The 13,665-nt window shown below is 68.5% G+C and carries 15 protein-coding genes and 2 pseudogenes; 7 read left to right on the top strand and 10 right to left on the bottom strand.

Going from position 1 to position 13,665, the window contains the following annotated elements; all coding sequences use genetic code 11:
- The first annotated feature begins 7 nt into the window (after nt 1–7).
- The 6 genes from IG74_RS0135785 (at nt 8) to IG74_RS52355 (ending at nt 5,883) form a co-directional block, all read left to right on the top strand.
- Complete coding sequence (locus tag IG74_RS0135785) at nt 8–1,237, top strand: cytochrome P450 (RefSeq protein WP_030685859.1); 1,230 nt, start codon at nt 8–10, stop codon at nt 1,235–1,237.
- A 1,324-nt stretch (nt 1,238–2,561) separates the two neighbouring features.
- Entirely contained in the window at nt 2,562–2,711 is a 150-nt protein-coding gene (locus IG74_RS52360) for a hypothetical protein (protein ID WP_158857885.1), read from the top strand.
- Nucleotides 2,712–2,936: 225 nt separating this feature from the next.
- The gene (locus IG74_RS0135775; protein WP_030685857.1) at nt 2,937–3,464 is read left to right on the top strand and encodes a hypothetical protein; all 528 of its coding nucleotides are present in this window, start codon (nt 2,937–2,939) and stop codon (nt 3,462–3,464) included.
- Between the two features lie 100 nt (nt 3,465–3,564).
- Nucleotides 3,565–4,227 (top strand): class I SAM-dependent methyltransferase, encoded by a 663-nt coding sequence (locus IG74_RS48255; RefSeq protein WP_158857883.1) that lies wholly within the window; start codon nt 3,565–3,567, stop codon nt 4,225–4,227.
- A gap of 132 nt (nt 4,228–4,359) precedes the next feature.
- Entirely contained in the window at nt 4,360–5,505 is a 1,146-nt protein-coding gene (locus tag IG74_RS0135765) for a hypothetical protein (RefSeq protein ID WP_037826620.1), read from the top strand.
- Nucleotides 5,506–5,655: 150 nt separating this feature from the next.
- A complete protein-coding gene (locus tag IG74_RS52355; protein ID WP_030685849.1) occupies nt 5,656–5,883 on the top strand; it encodes a hypothetical protein in 228 nt (75 codons plus the stop codon).
- Between the two features lie 53 nt (nt 5,884–5,936).
- Here the strand turns inward: IG74_RS52355 and IG74_RS53700 are convergent, their stop codons facing one another.
- The 7 genes from IG74_RS53700 to IG74_RS0135730 form a co-directional block, all read right to left on the bottom strand.
- On the bottom strand, nt 5,937–6,326 hold the full coding sequence (locus IG74_RS53700) for a hypothetical protein (RefSeq protein WP_051856107.1): 390 nt from the start codon (nt 6,324–6,326) through the stop codon (nt 5,937–5,939).
- Between the two features lie 209 nt (nt 6,327–6,535).
- A complete protein-coding gene (locus tag IG74_RS53695) occupies nt 6,536–7,207 on the bottom strand; it encodes a hypothetical protein (RefSeq protein ID WP_051856106.1) in 672 nt (223 codons plus the stop codon).
- Entirely contained in the window at nt 7,204–7,482 is a 279-nt protein-coding gene (locus IG74_RS53690) for an STAS domain-containing protein (RefSeq protein WP_234334556.1), read from the bottom strand. Before IG74_RS53690 ends, IG74_RS53695 begins: the two co-directional genes overlap by 4 nt.
- A gap of 204 nt (nt 7,483–7,686) precedes the next feature.
- On the bottom strand, nt 7,687–8,025 hold the full coding sequence (locus IG74_RS0135745; RefSeq protein WP_234334554.1) for a DUF5994 family protein: 339 nt from the start codon (nt 8,023–8,025) through the stop codon (nt 7,687–7,689).
- 107 nt (nt 8,026–8,132) lie between these two features.
- Nucleotides 8,133–9,146 (bottom strand): acyl-CoA desaturase, encoded by a 1,014-nt coding sequence (locus IG74_RS0135740; protein WP_030685841.1) that lies wholly within the window; start codon nt 9,144–9,146, stop codon nt 8,133–8,135.
- Nucleotides 9,147–9,224: 78 nt separating this feature from the next.
- On the bottom strand, nt 9,225–9,536 hold the full coding sequence (locus tag IG74_RS0135735; protein ID WP_051856103.1) for a hypothetical protein: 312 nt from the start codon (nt 9,534–9,536) through the stop codon (nt 9,225–9,227).
- 272 nt (nt 9,537–9,808) lie between these two features.
- Nucleotides 9,809–10,384, bottom strand: a complete 576-nt coding sequence (locus IG74_RS0135730; protein WP_030685834.1) for a DUF5994 family protein — start codon at nt 10,382–10,384, stop codon at nt 9,809–9,811.
- Nucleotides 10,385–10,776: 392 nt separating this feature from the next.
- On the opposite strand from IG74_RS0135730, the gene IG74_RS46540 reads away from it, so the two are divergent.
- Nucleotides 10,777–11,106: a hypothetical protein gene (locus IG74_RS46540; protein WP_420710001.1), complete on the top strand. Its 330-nt coding sequence runs from the start codon at nt 10,777–10,779 to the stop codon at nt 11,104–11,106.
- Between the two features lie 78 nt (nt 11,107–11,184).
- Here IG74_RS46540 and IG74_RS54790 read toward each other — a convergent pair.
- The 3 genes and pseudogenes from IG74_RS54790 to IG74_RS0135715 all read right to left on the bottom strand — a co-directional run.
- A pseudogene (locus IG74_RS54790) lies at nt 11,185–11,289 on the bottom strand (hypothetical protein); the annotation flags it as partial.
- Nucleotides 11,290–11,609: 320 nt separating this feature from the next.
- Nucleotides 11,610–11,807, bottom strand: a pseudogene (locus IG74_RS0135720) (CorA family divalent cation transporter); the annotation flags it as partial.
- Between the two features lie 509 nt (nt 11,808–12,316).
- The gene (locus tag IG74_RS0135715) at nt 12,317–13,660 is read right to left on the bottom strand and encodes a hypothetical protein (RefSeq protein WP_030685829.1); all 1,344 of its coding nucleotides are present in this window, start codon (nt 13,658–13,660) and stop codon (nt 12,317–12,319) included.
- Between the last annotated feature and the right edge of the window lie 5 nt (nt 13,661–13,665).

The raw sequence follows: 13,665 nt of genomic DNA, 5'->3' as shown, positions 1-13,665 counted from the left end.
GATCAGCGTGTCGGAGCAGATCATCACCCTGAGCAACAAGACCGTGAGCGACCCGGCGGAGTACGGGTCCTTGCGCGATCACGGCCCCCTCTTCCGGGCGGCCATCGAGGGTCTCGAGTCGCCGGTGTGGTTCGTCGCCGGCTTCGACGACTGCAAGGAGATCCTCCACGACTCCCGCTTCATCCGGGACCAGTCCAAGCTGCCGGGTGCGGAGGGCCCGAGCCTGACGGACGAGATGCTCGAGCAGGTCGGCATGCCGCGGGAGTACTTCAAGTACTTCGGTCTCCTCGGTCTGTCCGACGGCGAGGAGCACACCCGGATGCGCAACGTGGTCGCGCGCGCCTTCACGGCCCGCCGCGTCAACGCGCTGCGCGCCGGTCTGGAGAAGAGTGCCGCGGACACCTACGCGGCGCTTGCCGCGAAGGGGGAGGGCGACCTGATCGGGGAGCTCGGCTACCCGTTCACGGCCGCCGCCATCTGTGAGCTCATGGGTGTGGACGAGGCCGACCGGCCGAAGCTCATGGGCTGGATCATGGAGTTCGTCTCGTACGACACCGAGCGTCTCGTCGCGGCCATCGGCAGCATCGTCGACTACTACAAGGACCTCATCGCGCGCCGCCGTGCCGAGCCCACGGACGACCTCATCTCCGAGCTGGCGAAGCCCGGTGGTCCCGACCAGGACCTGCTGACCGACGACGTCATCATCGCGATCTTCCTGCTGCTCACCAGCACGGGCATCGCGCCGCCCGCGCACTTCCTCGGCCAGGCGATACTCGCGCTGCTCCAGCACCCCGAGGAGCTGGCGAAGCTGCGTGCCGAGCCGAAGCTGCTCGCTCGCCGGGCCGTGCCGGAGCTGATCCGCTTCGCCACGTCCGTGCCGACCGGTGGTCCGCTGTACGCGGCCGAGGACTTCGAGTTCCGCGGCTGCCCGGTGAGGACCGGAGACGCCGTCATCCCGTCTCTGGTGGGCGTCAACCACGACCCGCGGCAGTTCCCCGACGCGCTCAAGCTGGACGTCGCCCGTGACATGGGTCCCGGCGTCGGCCACCTCTCCTTCGGCAGCGGTTCGCACTACTGCACCGGTGCGGCGCTCGCGCAGCTGGAGACGGAGATCGTCATCAACACGTTCCTGATCCAGAACCAGACCATGGAACTCGCGGTCGCGCCCGAGGAACTCCAGTACTTCGACGTCCCCGGCAAGGGAACTGCGCTCGGCGCCCTGCCGGTTCGTTTCTGAACCCCGTTTTACGTCCCCACGCACCATCTGCACGCGAGGCCGTCCGGCCCAACCCCCGAGGGGCCCGGGCGGCCTCACCTTTTTCCCGAACGGTGTCAGGGGTTTCACCGAGCGGTGTCAAAGGCGGAGCCCATACCCAGGGGCGTGGCCATGTCGTGGCCAGTCGCGGCCGGGGGAAGATCGTGCCGTGTCCGAAGTTCCCGCATCCCGTCGGATGCGCGGTACACCGGCTATTGCAGTTCTTGCAATGGCAGCCTTTCCCTCGTCACTACTGGGGCCGTTAAAAAAGCGTACACGTCGTAGGTAGGTGCCAACACCACGAACTGTGAAGTGATAGGAGGAACGGCCGAAACAGACCGTTGTCCGGCCAGGACGAAACCAAGGCTGAGCGGCGCCCGCAACGGGGTTACAGGGGCTGCTTCTCGCACTGCTGAGCGGCCCTCCTGTGGAGCGCTCCGGAGGGCGTGGATCCGGTTTCACCTGCTGATTGTCCGCGAATGCGCAGGCCTGTCCGAAGGGAGTCCGAGGCCGCGGAGCCGGCCGTTACTCGCCCTGCGGAGCCGGAGACGGCGGGTGCGTCGAGCAAGCCCCTGACACTTGTGCACTTGTACAGGTCGAAAGGATTCGGGCTGAAACTGTTCGGTGGGGACGCGAGGCCCCTTTCGCCTCGGGGTCGGGCGCCGGAGTGGTCGATTGCCGAGGTCAAACGGAAGGGCATCCGTGAGGGCACCTCTCGTCGCCCGAAAGGGCAATCATGGCAGGCCTTCCGGCAGTCATCACCAGCGGCGCCGTGTGCGCCGTGCCCCCGGGTGGCGGCGCGCGACGAAATCCGGACATGGGAAATGAGGGATCGGTGGAGAGTTCACTCTTCTCCTCCGAGGGGTCAAAGGGCAAATGATGAGGGACGGCTCCGCATTTCGGTTCTGTCGAAATCCGTGAGAGGCGGCCCGCCGTCGTTGCTGCCCCTGTGGGCGGGCGATGGCGTGCGATGCCGCGCGGGCGGGCTTATGGCCAGCGACGACATCTCCTGTACGCGAGGGGAGTGGCGGTCGGCCGCTTACCGCTCACCGCTCAGGAAAGCGGAACCCACTCGTCACTGCGAGCGTCCGATCACCCAAGGTAATGACCTCGGGCACCTTCTGGCAAGCCGAAAGGCAGGCGGGATCCGGCTCCGAGAGCACCGTCAAACCGCATTCATCAGTCGAATGACCATGGCGTGATAGCGCCCCTTGACCATGTTGAAATGCCACAGCGAGTCTGTTTGAGGACCGGAGATCCCAGAAGCGTTCTCCGGTCTCATGTTCCACTCGCGCATGGAGGTTGCATGGACATCGAGATGAGCACCGAGGTAGACCGCGACCTCGGTGAACTAGAGGTACTCGAGATGGACGAACTGCAAGTCAGCGGTTCGTCCACGGCCTATAACTACATCGCCAGGAATGCGGACCGTTTCTCGGACGCATCGGCGGGCTGACCGGCCCGACTGAGCCGCTGGGTGAAGAGCTCAGCAGCATGAGGAGCTCCACTGCACGGGGAGCTCACAAGGCCTTCCGCGTTCTCCGGCGCCCTGCACATGGCCGGCGTGCCGCCCGCTTGTGAGCTCCCTCGGCCCCGTCTCCGCGATAGCCGTCGCCCCACTCCGACTTCCAGCACCTTGCGTACCTCGGTCGGCTCCACCGTCCGGATCAGGACGGATGGCATGGATCTCTTGCTGCTGTTTCCACCGTTGACGGAGGCAACCCTCTTTCCCTATCTGAGCCTGCCCTATCTCGCCGGTCACGTCCGCCGGTCCGGCTACAGCGCGCATCAGGTCGATCTGAGCATCGAGCTGGTCCATCGGCTCCTGGACGGCCCGGCCCTCGTGCGGGCGGCCCATGACCTGGACGAGGCACGGGATCTGCCGACCTGGTACCGGGCGGCGGTGGCCGATGCGGCCCTGGAACATCTCGACGAGCTGCGCGACTTCGTCCTGACGAAGGCCCCGGCGCCCCGCCTCGGCCCCGTACGCGCGGTGCGACTGGCCCGACAGGCCACCCAACTGCTGTTGCGCGACTCGGCGTTGTCGCAAGTGTGGGACGACTTCGACCCCCTCGACCAGGCGGTGCTCCGGCTGTCCGAAGCACAGGTCGGCTCCCTAGACTCCGCCACCCGGAATCTGCACGGACTACTGACGAAGGCGCTCGACGAGTCAGCGCCGCGGGCGGTCGGCATATCCGTCGAAAGCTGACGGCACTACTGGACGGCGCCCCCGCCTCGGACTTCCGGCAACAGGAACGGGAGGCGTTCCTGAAAGCGGGCCTCGTCCACTAGGTCGGCTCCTTTCTGTGGTGGCTGCCGTCCCGGATCACGCGCTGGCCGGTGGTGGGCTGACGGTGCGCTCCCTCAACGCGGCCGAATGGGACCGCACGTACGACTCCACGCTCGCCGGACGGGACGAGGAACCTCCACCGGTGCTCGGCGAACTCCTGGCCGAGTACGCTCCGCCACCCACTCGTGTCCTGGACGTCGGCTGCGGCCTCGGCACCACCGCACGCCGACTCGCCGGCCGCTCCTACACCGTGACGGCCTGCGACTTCTCGGCCCGCGCGATCCAGGAGGCCCGGCGCCGCACACCGCCCGACGCCACGGTGCGGTACGAGACCCTGGACGTCACCACCCACACACCCTCGGCGGGCCCGTTCCCGGTGGTCCTCGACCGCGGGGTACTGCACACCTGCCCCACGCACCACGAACGCCGTACGTTCGCCGCGGCGATGGCCCGCATGCGCGGTCCCAACGGCCTGTGGCTCCACGTCGGTGCCGCCGCCCTCAGCGAGGAAGACGCCCTGGACCAGTCCACCGGCCCGTCCTTGGCCACCGAGGAGACGTTCCTCAACGCGGTGGCCCCGTGGTTCACCGTACTGGACCTCCGTATCGCCGATTTCGGCCACCAGAAGGGCGTGACGGACTGGCCGGCTCGGGATGCGGTGCTCCGGAGGAGGGAGGGCTGAAGCGTCTGCCGCAGATGCGGCCCAGGTGGTCCGGTTGGGCGTTCTCGGTGGCCTCCGGTATGAATCGGTGTGTGACCTGACCACGGACACTGGTGGTCAAGTACTCACGGATCCATTGAGGAGGAGCGGTCGGTGGCGGAGCAGCCGGTGTTCGTGCTGGGCGAGGGGTTGCAGGCGCTGGAGGCCGCGGCATTCGAGACGGAGGCGGAGTTCCAGGACTTGCTGGCGCTGCATCCGCGGGTGCTGGACTTCGGGACGCTCTCCGACGGGCGGCCCTTGCGGCTGGTCCTCGTCGCCCGGGAGATGGGCGTCGCGACCAGCGCGGACAGCGGTCCGACGTACTGGCTGGACCACCTCTTCGTCGATGCCGACGGCGTGCCCACGCTGGTCGAGGTCAAGAGGGCCACCGACACCCGCATACGCCGGGAAGTGGTCGGCCAGATGCTCGACTACGCCGCGAACGGCGCCCGCTACTGGCCCGCCGCACTGCTCCAGCGCTCCTTCGAGGAAACCTGCAAGGCCGACGGCCGCTCCCTCGGAGAGGCGTACGCGGAATTGCTGGGCGAGGACTCCGAGCGTTCGCCCGAGGTCTTCTGGGCGATGGTGGAGGAGCGCCTGGCCGCGGGCCAGATGCGGTTGCTGTTCGTCGCCGACCGCATTCCGCTGGAGCTGCGGGCGATCGTGGAGTTCTTGAACCGCCAGATGCGACAGGCGGACGTGTACGCGGTCGAGTTGAACCAGTACCGGGGCGAGGGCGATCTGAAGGTCCTCGTCCCTCGTGTCTACGGAGAAGCCGCCACGGCCGCGAAGACCGCTCCGGGACAGCGCGGCCCGCAGAAGACGCTCCCGGACGAGATGGACGCCGCGATCGAGAGCCGCTGCACGCCGGAGGTGCGTGGGGTGGCGAGGGCGCTGTTGCAGCACGCCCAGCGGAGGGGACGGCTGGTGGGTGGTACCGCCGTGTACCCGAGCATGAACGTCCACTACCGGGTGGCGGGCCAGTGGGTCCCGGTCGGCACCGTGTCCCTGTACGAGAACCCGGGGGCTCGGGCGGAGCTGGCCTTCAGCTTCGGCGCCATCACCAAGCGCCTGGGCGTCGAGGCGGCGGCCGCGTTCGCCGCAGCCCTGCCGACGGTGGGCGGGCTGGGGCAGAAGCTGGCCGAGCAGCGGGCGGCGGGGTTCCGCGGCTGGCCGCAGGTCCCTTTGCCCGCACTGGCCGCCGAGCCCGGCGCGGTGGAGCAGGTCCTCTTCGCCATCGACCAACTCGTGGACGGCTAGGATCCCCCTTCCTCTTGAGACCGCCGGTACGAGCCTCCGACGAAGGGGTCTGGCTCCTCGCTGAGTGACTGCTGTCGTCTCGTGAAGCGCTGGTCGGGATGGTGAGGGGCCGCGGCCTCACGACCTGCGACGCCCGTCTGCGCCGCGCAGTTGCTGGCGGAACTGTTCACGCAACCGCCGGAGTGGAACGTCGCCGCCGAGCCGTCGGAGGAACTCGCCCGCCTCCCATGTGATCAGGCCGCCCTGGCGGGAGGGGTAGAGGCCGACGTGGTCGATGCCGAACTCGTCGTCGTAGTCGAGGAGCAGGTATCCGGCGAGTGGGTAGAACTCGTCGCGGCCCAGGCGGCGGGGGTCTTTGGTGGCTTTGCAGTCCAGTAGGAGGCCGTCGAGGACGTCATCGCGTCAGCCCGATACCCCCTCCGGACGCTCGATCACGAGTCGTGATGCTTGGTCACCACCATGGTGGTCCCTTCGAGTGCCGTTCCCACCGGCGTCTTGGCCCACTGAGCAAGCAGCAGTGGGTTCTCGTCCATGGACTTCAGCAGGCGGGCGATCCCGTCGGCGTCTGGTGTAGGGGGAAGAGCACAATTGAGCACGGTGCTGCCGGTCGCACTGGTGTGTTCTCCGTATTCTTCGTGGGGGTCGTCGGGTTCCCAGCGCCCGATCTCGATCTCCCACGAACTGTCGTTGTCAGAGGGTTCCGGCGCTTGGACGGTCAGGTAGAAGCCGTCAGAGTCGTAGGGCTCGGCAAACAGCTCGCAGCTGGGATCATCCAGATGAGCCCACGTGCCGCCGCTCCTGGAGTGTGCGGTGACCAGCACTCGGAGGCCAGTGACGGCCTTCTCCCGATCCTCCGGGGTGCGGTCATCCTCGCGGCTGTCGAGCTGCGCGCGTCCGGTCGCTCAGTGTGTCCATTCCGTCGTTGTACTTCACGAATGGATGGCCGAAATCCCAGTGGCGCTCGGGCTCCGGTGCATCTCCCGAAAAGTTCCTGAGAGGTCGTCGAGTGCTGTTCGCAACTCGCGCTCTTCTAGCTCCAGTTCGGAACGGATCGCCCTGCTGACGGTATCAGGCACGGCCACCAAGGCATTCTCCAAGTCGACCAGCCTTGATGAAGCCGTAGGCAGACGTACTCGTACCACAGGCTGTGTGCGCCATTGAGGAGTTCGACTCGGGCGGCGGCGTCAGTCGGCGCCGCAATGTGCTTGCGCGGGTAGTGGCCCACACGTTGTTGCCTGCGGTCGTGAATACTGACAGGGACGGTGATCAAGGCGGAGATCCGGTTGAGGGCGTCGACGATGGGAGCCGCGAGGCATGAATCGCTGAGGCTCGTCACCGTCTCTGTGATCGTGAAGGCGTGCCCTGAGGGGGGCAGTTGCTCGATCGACTGGGGGAGATCACCCTCGAAGCCGAGCCACCAGGTCCCCTCTCGTGCTAGGGGGAAGCCGTAGGCACAACCCGCCGGCGTGGCCGTCTCGGCAAGCAGCATCGAGAAGCCCGGGCGCCGTACGGAGTCCGCGAGGCGGTGCAGGAAGTCCTCCCTGCGGCGGTACGTCTCGCCGGTCGTGGCGTCCGAGGACTCGACGTACAGATCCGCCAGGTCCTCCCGGAGCGTCTCGGCCTGCCAGCGATTCACGCGGCGCAGCCGCACCGCGTCCAGGGCGGCGCGCTCGTGGCGCAGCCCGGAGCCGGCGGCCGTCATCGCGCACCTGCCGACGACAGGGGCGTGGACCGCGGTGGGGCGGGCGGGTCTCCGGTGCGGCTGGCCGGTGTGCCGTTCAGCAGGAACGCGCAGCCGGTGAGGGTGAGGACTCGTCGTAGTGAGGGCGGTGGGTGGTGCAGCCACAAGGTGCCGCCTGCCCCGCGCGCCTCCGCAGAAGCGTGCAGGAAGGAGCTGAGGCCGCTCACGTCGCAGAAGGAGACGGCGGTCAGGTCGACGTCGAGCGTGCGCATCCCGTCGTCCGGGCACTCCCGCAGGGACGCGTCGGCCAGGGGCGCCGTTTCGAGGTCGATCTCACCGGCCCAAGGTGATCAGCGCCCGGCAGTGCTTGTCGTGCCGGTAGACATTCAGCTGAGGCAGGGACGTGGCGCCTCCGTTCCGCGAGACCGGCCGGGGTGGGTGAGTGTGCATGCGTGCCGCTGTGGTGACGAGGGGCAAGGTGGTGGCGGTGGCCATGGCGGTTACTTCGCCACGGCGGATGCCATGAGCGGTTCGGCGTCCGCTTGGTCGATCTCCGGTGGCACGACGAGCAGGTCCCATCGGCCACGGCCCGGGGTGAGCAGGCAGATGCTGTGGCGGCCGTGCGCGCCGGACGTTCTGTGCAGGCGTACGACTCGGTTGGCGATAAGTACACGGCCGGGCGTGGTGGACCACATCGACGCGTGCACGCTGACGGCGGCGATGTGCCCCCAGGACGGTGGCAAGGCTGCCAAGAGCGGCGGAAGTTCGACCATCAGGTCTCGGGAGCGGGGCCACCAGGCGCCGTCGATGCGGCGTGGGATCGCTTGGCGGGGCGTCACGCGCAGACGCACCTCAGGTCGGAGCGGAAGGGGACGGTCTTGGGGGTGTGCGGTTGAGGTCATGGGGGCTCCTGTGTGGGGCGAGACGGTCCGTTTGCCCGGTGAGTTCAGACGCGGCGGGCCGCGACGCGGTCCGGAGTGGGCCAGCGCACGTCGTACACCCAGCCGAGGCGTTCGAGCAGGCGGATGACGGCGGCGGAGGGGTCGAGCTGGCCGCGTTCGACGCCGTGGCGGGCGCTGGTGGGGTCGGCGTGATGCAGGTTGTGCCAGCTCTCCCCGAAGGAGAGCAGGGCCAGGGGCCACAGGTTGGTGGCCCGGTCGTGACGCCGGGTGCGGAAGGGGCGCCGGCCGATCACGTGGCACAGTGAGTTGACGCTCCAGGTCACGTGGTGGAGCAGCGCGATGCGGACGAGGCCTGCCCATACCAGGGCCGTGGTGGCGTGGACCCAGGTGCCGCCGATCGCCCAGCCGAGCGCGAAGGGGAGGGCGAGGGTCAGGACGCACAGGGCCGGAAAGGCGCGGGAGACGGCGCGGATGTCGGGGTCGGCCAGCAGGTCGGGGGCGTAGCGCTCGGCCGGAGTGGGGTCGTTGCGGAACAGCCAGCCGACGTGGGCGTGGGCGAGGCCGCGCAACTGGCCGCGCAGGCGCGTGCCGTAGCGGTAGGGGGAGTGCGGGTCGCCGGGCCGGTCGGTGAAGGCGTGGTGGCGGCGGTGCGTGGCGACCCAGCCGATGACGTCGCCCTGGAAGCTCATCGACCCGGCCACCGCGAGCACGATCCGCACGGGCCGGGCGGCCCGGTATCCGCCGTGGGTGAGGCCGCGGTGGAAGCCGACCGTGACGCCCAGGCCGGTGAGCGTGTAGAGGACGAGGGCGAGCAGGACGTCGGCGGGATGAATGAGGCTGCCCCACAGGAGCCACCCGGCCAGGCCGAGCGCCATGAACGGGAGCACGACGATCGTCACCGTCACGGTCACGTACAGGCGGTCGCCGGGGCCGCGCGGAGGCGGCGGAGCCTCGGAGGGAAAGGGCGTCGTCCCGTCGTACGTCTGGGATGTGGTGAGGTCGTGCGGCGGGACGGGAGCTTGCGAACGGGTGGTACTCCAGGTGGTGCTGGGGGACATGCAAGGCTCCTTGACCTCGGTCCGGAAGGGGCGGGCCGGGGTCCGGGGCCAGCGAGTGCACGAGGGGCGACCCAGGGGTCAGGTCAGTTCGTCGATGTGGGTGCGCTGTACCTGGGAGCGGCTGTCGGCGAGCCAGGACCCGGGTGCCGGTTCCGGCACTCGGGTGAGCAGGGTGTCCACGGTCAGGTGGAGGCGGGTGCCGCTTCCCTCGCCGCCCACGGGATAGCTGCGGGGTTCGTCGCAGACGAGGACCCGGCTCGGGGCCTGTGCAACAAGGCGGGCCGCGTCGGGGTCGGCCGAGACGATGCGGACCTCGACGCGCCCGTCAGCCGACTGTTCCTGCGGGCTCGGCCCGGCGGCGCCGCGCTGAGTCGTCACGTGCCCGGTCATGCCCTTCGCCCCCTCGCGGCCCTGCGCCGCGGGCGGAGGCGTCCGCGCCCCCCGTCCCGGTGGTCGCGGCGGGTGCGAACGGCGGGCGGAGGGGCGGTGCCTGGTCGCGGCCACGCGGGGCCGCGGGTGCCGCGGCGTCCGGTGAGGCGACCGCTGTACTGGCGCTGCGCGATCCGTTCGGCATGCTGGTCGTTGAGACGGTGGATCACGAATGCTCCCAGGGTGATCAGCGTGAGGATGGCGGCGACGGTGAGGCCGGTGTCCGTGGCCCGTCACCTCCCCCCGACCGTGCCGACAGGTGGTGCGGCCATGGCGCCGCCCTCCGCCTCCCATGCCTCTGCCTGTGTGCGGCCCGGCGGGTCCGCCTCGGCCGGGGCCGCGGGATGGCGGCCAAGGTCGTCGGCGATCAGAGCGCTGCCCGTACGGACTATCCGGGGGTCGCAGGCGGCGGCCATGAGCCGCGCGGCGGCCGCCGCGCCGGTCTCCGGGGGGATGATCAGCAGGTCCCAGCGCCCGACGTGGTAGGAGAGCACCAGGAGTTGGTGCGGGTCCTGCTCGTCCTTGTACCAGCCCACCTTGACCACATGGCCGTTGACGGGGATCTTGCGCGGTACGACCGGCCAGTGCGTCGGGTTGACCGTGACGCGCGTGATGCGGCCCCACAGCGGGTCCAACAGGTCGGTCAGAGCGGGAAGTTCACGAGTGAGGTCGCGGGAGCGCGGCCACCAGGCGCCGTCGAGCAGCCCGGAGGACGGGCCCTGGGGCCTGAGGGACAGGCGCAACGGCGGGTGGGCGGAAGGCTCGGCGACCGGTGTGGCTGGCGGGGGTCGTTCGGTGATCACCGTCATGGTGTCGACCCGTCCCCGGACCTGTCGTGCCGGCCCGGTGCTGTTGAACCGAGAGAGATACCGGCATGGAAGCCGGTCGAGGGAATGCTCTCGGTACTACGCAGCGTACTCCTGCGGCAGCCCCGACCACGACTGCCTGGCCGTTACCTTCTGAGCGCCCCGCGCCTGTCCGGAAGCACAGTGGCCGGGAGCAGCCTGGTGGTGCCGAGGGCTCTGCGTGCACGGGCTCCGGCACCCGTGTCACTCTCGGTGAGTCACCGGACCGGCTCCGCGCGGGGGCGAGGTCACGCCATGGCCACGAACGCGTACTGCTTCAAGAGCGCATCCGCCAACGGCCACGCATTGAAGGCGGGTTGGACCGCGGTCGAGCAGGGCCCGCAGCGCCTGGTGACTTGCGGTACCGCAACCTGCTGTGGGCGGGCGAGGAGCTTTCCGCCTTCCTGGACTGGGACCGGGTCGGCGTTCGCCCGTACGCGGAGGAGGTCACGCCGACTGCACAGGTGCAGTTCGGGGTGGACGGTGTGTTCGACCTCGGCCGGGTGTCGGCGTTCGTGGACGGATGCCGGTCCGTCGTACCGCTGGAGCCATCCGCTCTGATGGACGGCGCGCGCCGGCTGTGGTGGAAGCGCATGACGGACTTCTGGCGGCTGGAGTTCCACTACGACCGCGGCGACCACTCGTGCGACGAGCTGTTCTCCGTGGACGAGGCGCTGCTCCACTAGTGGACGGGTCGGCCGGATCAGGTTGACAATCCCGCCGGGGCCGATGGCTTCGGAGATGCCGCCCCGGTCGGTGCCGATGCTGGGGGTCCCGTGCAGCGCGGCTTCGATGATCAGCCGAGGGAAGGCGTCCTCCACCACGGAGGGCACCAGCAACAGACGGTGGCTTCGGTAGAGCGGGGACATGTCGTAGACCCTCGGCACGAAGGTCACGTTGGCGGCGGCCTTGGCCTGAGGCATGCTGCGTGCTCCCTCTCCGGTGGCCTCGTGAGGGACGTTACCGCGTGCCGGGCGAGCAGGACGGTATGAAGACCCTGCCCTCCCGGCATCGCGCGGATGCCTACGGCCTGGAATTCGTCCGTGGTGGCGCCACGGATGATCGCTTGTTACTACTCGGCGCGGTCAACCCTGTTCGCCCGCAAGAGGCGTACGGCAGGGCAGAGCGAGGAAGGCCGTGCGGTAGACGTTGGGCGCCGGGCCGCGGTGCGACGATTCCGTCCTCGGTGCTACAGCCAATCCCGCCGCTTGAAGATGAAGTACAAGCTCACACAAACCACCGCCATCAGCAGGATCGCGAACGGATACCCGAGCCCCCACCCCAGCTCAGGCATGTTCTCGAAGTTCATGCCGTAAATGGTTCCCACCAATGTCGGAGCAAACAGGATCGCCGCCCACGACGAGATCTTCTTGAAGTCGTCGTCCTGGTGGGGCTGACCTGCGACGATGAAGGTGATTGGGCCTCTGACCTGTGCAAAGACTTCTTTCAGCGGCTTTCGGGTTGGTGTGGGGTTACGCAGCTGATTCTCCCCAGGCGCCCCCCACGGCCAACGAAACTCCCCAGATTCTCCCCAGGGGCGTGCTCCGAAACGGTTGGATGCGACTCGACGTCTGGGCTGGTCAGGGGCACGGTTTCCAACACAACATGTGACGCCCGGGTGTTGATGCGGCCGCTTGTGCGGGCTGTGCCGGGCAGGTGGAAGTCGGCGGGTACCTGGCAGTCCGCCAGTGATCGGGACTTCGCTTGCGTCGGCACCACGCTGAAGCGCGAGCTCGTGCTGTACCTGGCGGTGAATCTGAGCGAGGTCGACCTCGTCCCCGGTGGTCGTGAGCCTGTTCCATAATCCGGATCCGGTCCACGACCGAAGCCCGTGCAAGGCCGTGTGGCGCCCGCGCCTGGATGCTCGTGGGCTACCCGCGCCTGGGTGCTCGTGGGCTAAGGGCGCAGTAGGCGCATGGCGAGCACGGAACCGTCAGGGTGCATGGAGATGGGACCGTTCCAACGTGGGGCCCAGGTTTCGCTCGGCCAGGTGGACCGGCGTGCGTAGATCTCGCGGCGGTACTTTTCCACCCGTCCCTCCGCAAGGTGGCGGAAGAGGTCCTCCGCGACTCCGGAGAATGTCTCGACGCGCTTCCGGTTCAGCCGGAACACGTGGTCCGTGCCGACGAAGTCGATGCCGAGGAGCCGGTGGCGTGCGTCCTGGACACTGTCGGTGGCTGCGTGCGTCAAGCCTGTGAAGTGTCGTTGTCCTTGTCGTTTCGTAAGGTACGGGGCGGTCGCCCTTCCATCCCCAGCAAAGGCGGTGAGACCCGCTGCGGCAGTGCGGGCGAGAACGTGCTGGAACCACGCGTAGAGGTCCGGCTTCACGTGATAGCCGGGTTCGGGTTCCACGGGCTTGTCGCCCTCTGCGGGCGGCTGAATGCCGGGATAGACGTTCTCGTCTTCCAAGGTGTGATCAAGGACGCGGGCCGGGGCGTCCAGCCAGCCTCCATCTCCCTTGGCCTCCAGTGTGTGCACCGTGAGGGGGCCATCGAGGGGGAGTTCCGTGCTGAACACCAGGCACGGTGTCTCATCCCATGCTCCGATGTGTACTGCTTCGACGTGGGCGGAAGCCGAGGCGAGCTGAGTATGTGAGGCGGAGAGTCTGCTGTGGTTGCCTTTGCACGCGATCGGCAAGGCGCGAGAGGGCTCCCCGGGCCTCCATACTTCGGCGAAGAACTGCGGCCGGTACCGGTAGCCCGACCTCGGGCCAGAGTCCCTGCTGGTCAGGGCCCACCCTGCGCGCAGCGCGGTGTCGGCTGGCACGATCGAGACGAAGTGATCCGGGAAGCGCTTGTTCAGGAGTCGCGTGGCGAGCGCCGCCGCGAAACCGACCCCGAGTTCTCCCGACTGAAGGGCCTTGTAGTAGTCCGCAGTCTCTCGGCCCTCGGCCGAGAGGGCCATGAACGAGTCTGAGTTTCCATGGAGAGCTTGGCTGTACTTCAGGCAGCCCCAGTGCTCGGCGAGGCCGCGTGCCGCTCCGCGCCGGGCCAAGGTGATTGCCCGGCCGAAGGTGTGAAGTACATCCCAGGGGGTGAGTTGCACGAGTCGGTTCATGTCCTTGGCGGGTAGGGGCCGCAGTGCCGGCTTTCGTCGAAGCGGGTCGAGGTCCTTCTCCTTCCTTTGCTCGTCGTCGTCCGAGACTGCAGCGCTCACATCTCCGGCCAGCTCTAGGCTTGAGTGGACCGCGACGTTCGACGGCTCCGCAAGGTCTCCCAGTACCTCCGCCGTGATCTTCAACCTGT

The sequence above is a fragment of the Streptomyces sp. NRRL B-1347 genome, from assembly GCF_000720325.1.
GTDB lineage: Bacteria > Actinomycetota > Actinomycetes > Streptomycetales > Streptomycetaceae > Streptomyces.
Note: the sequence above shows the minus strand (reverse complement) of the source record. Positions and strands in the feature narration are given on the sequence as shown.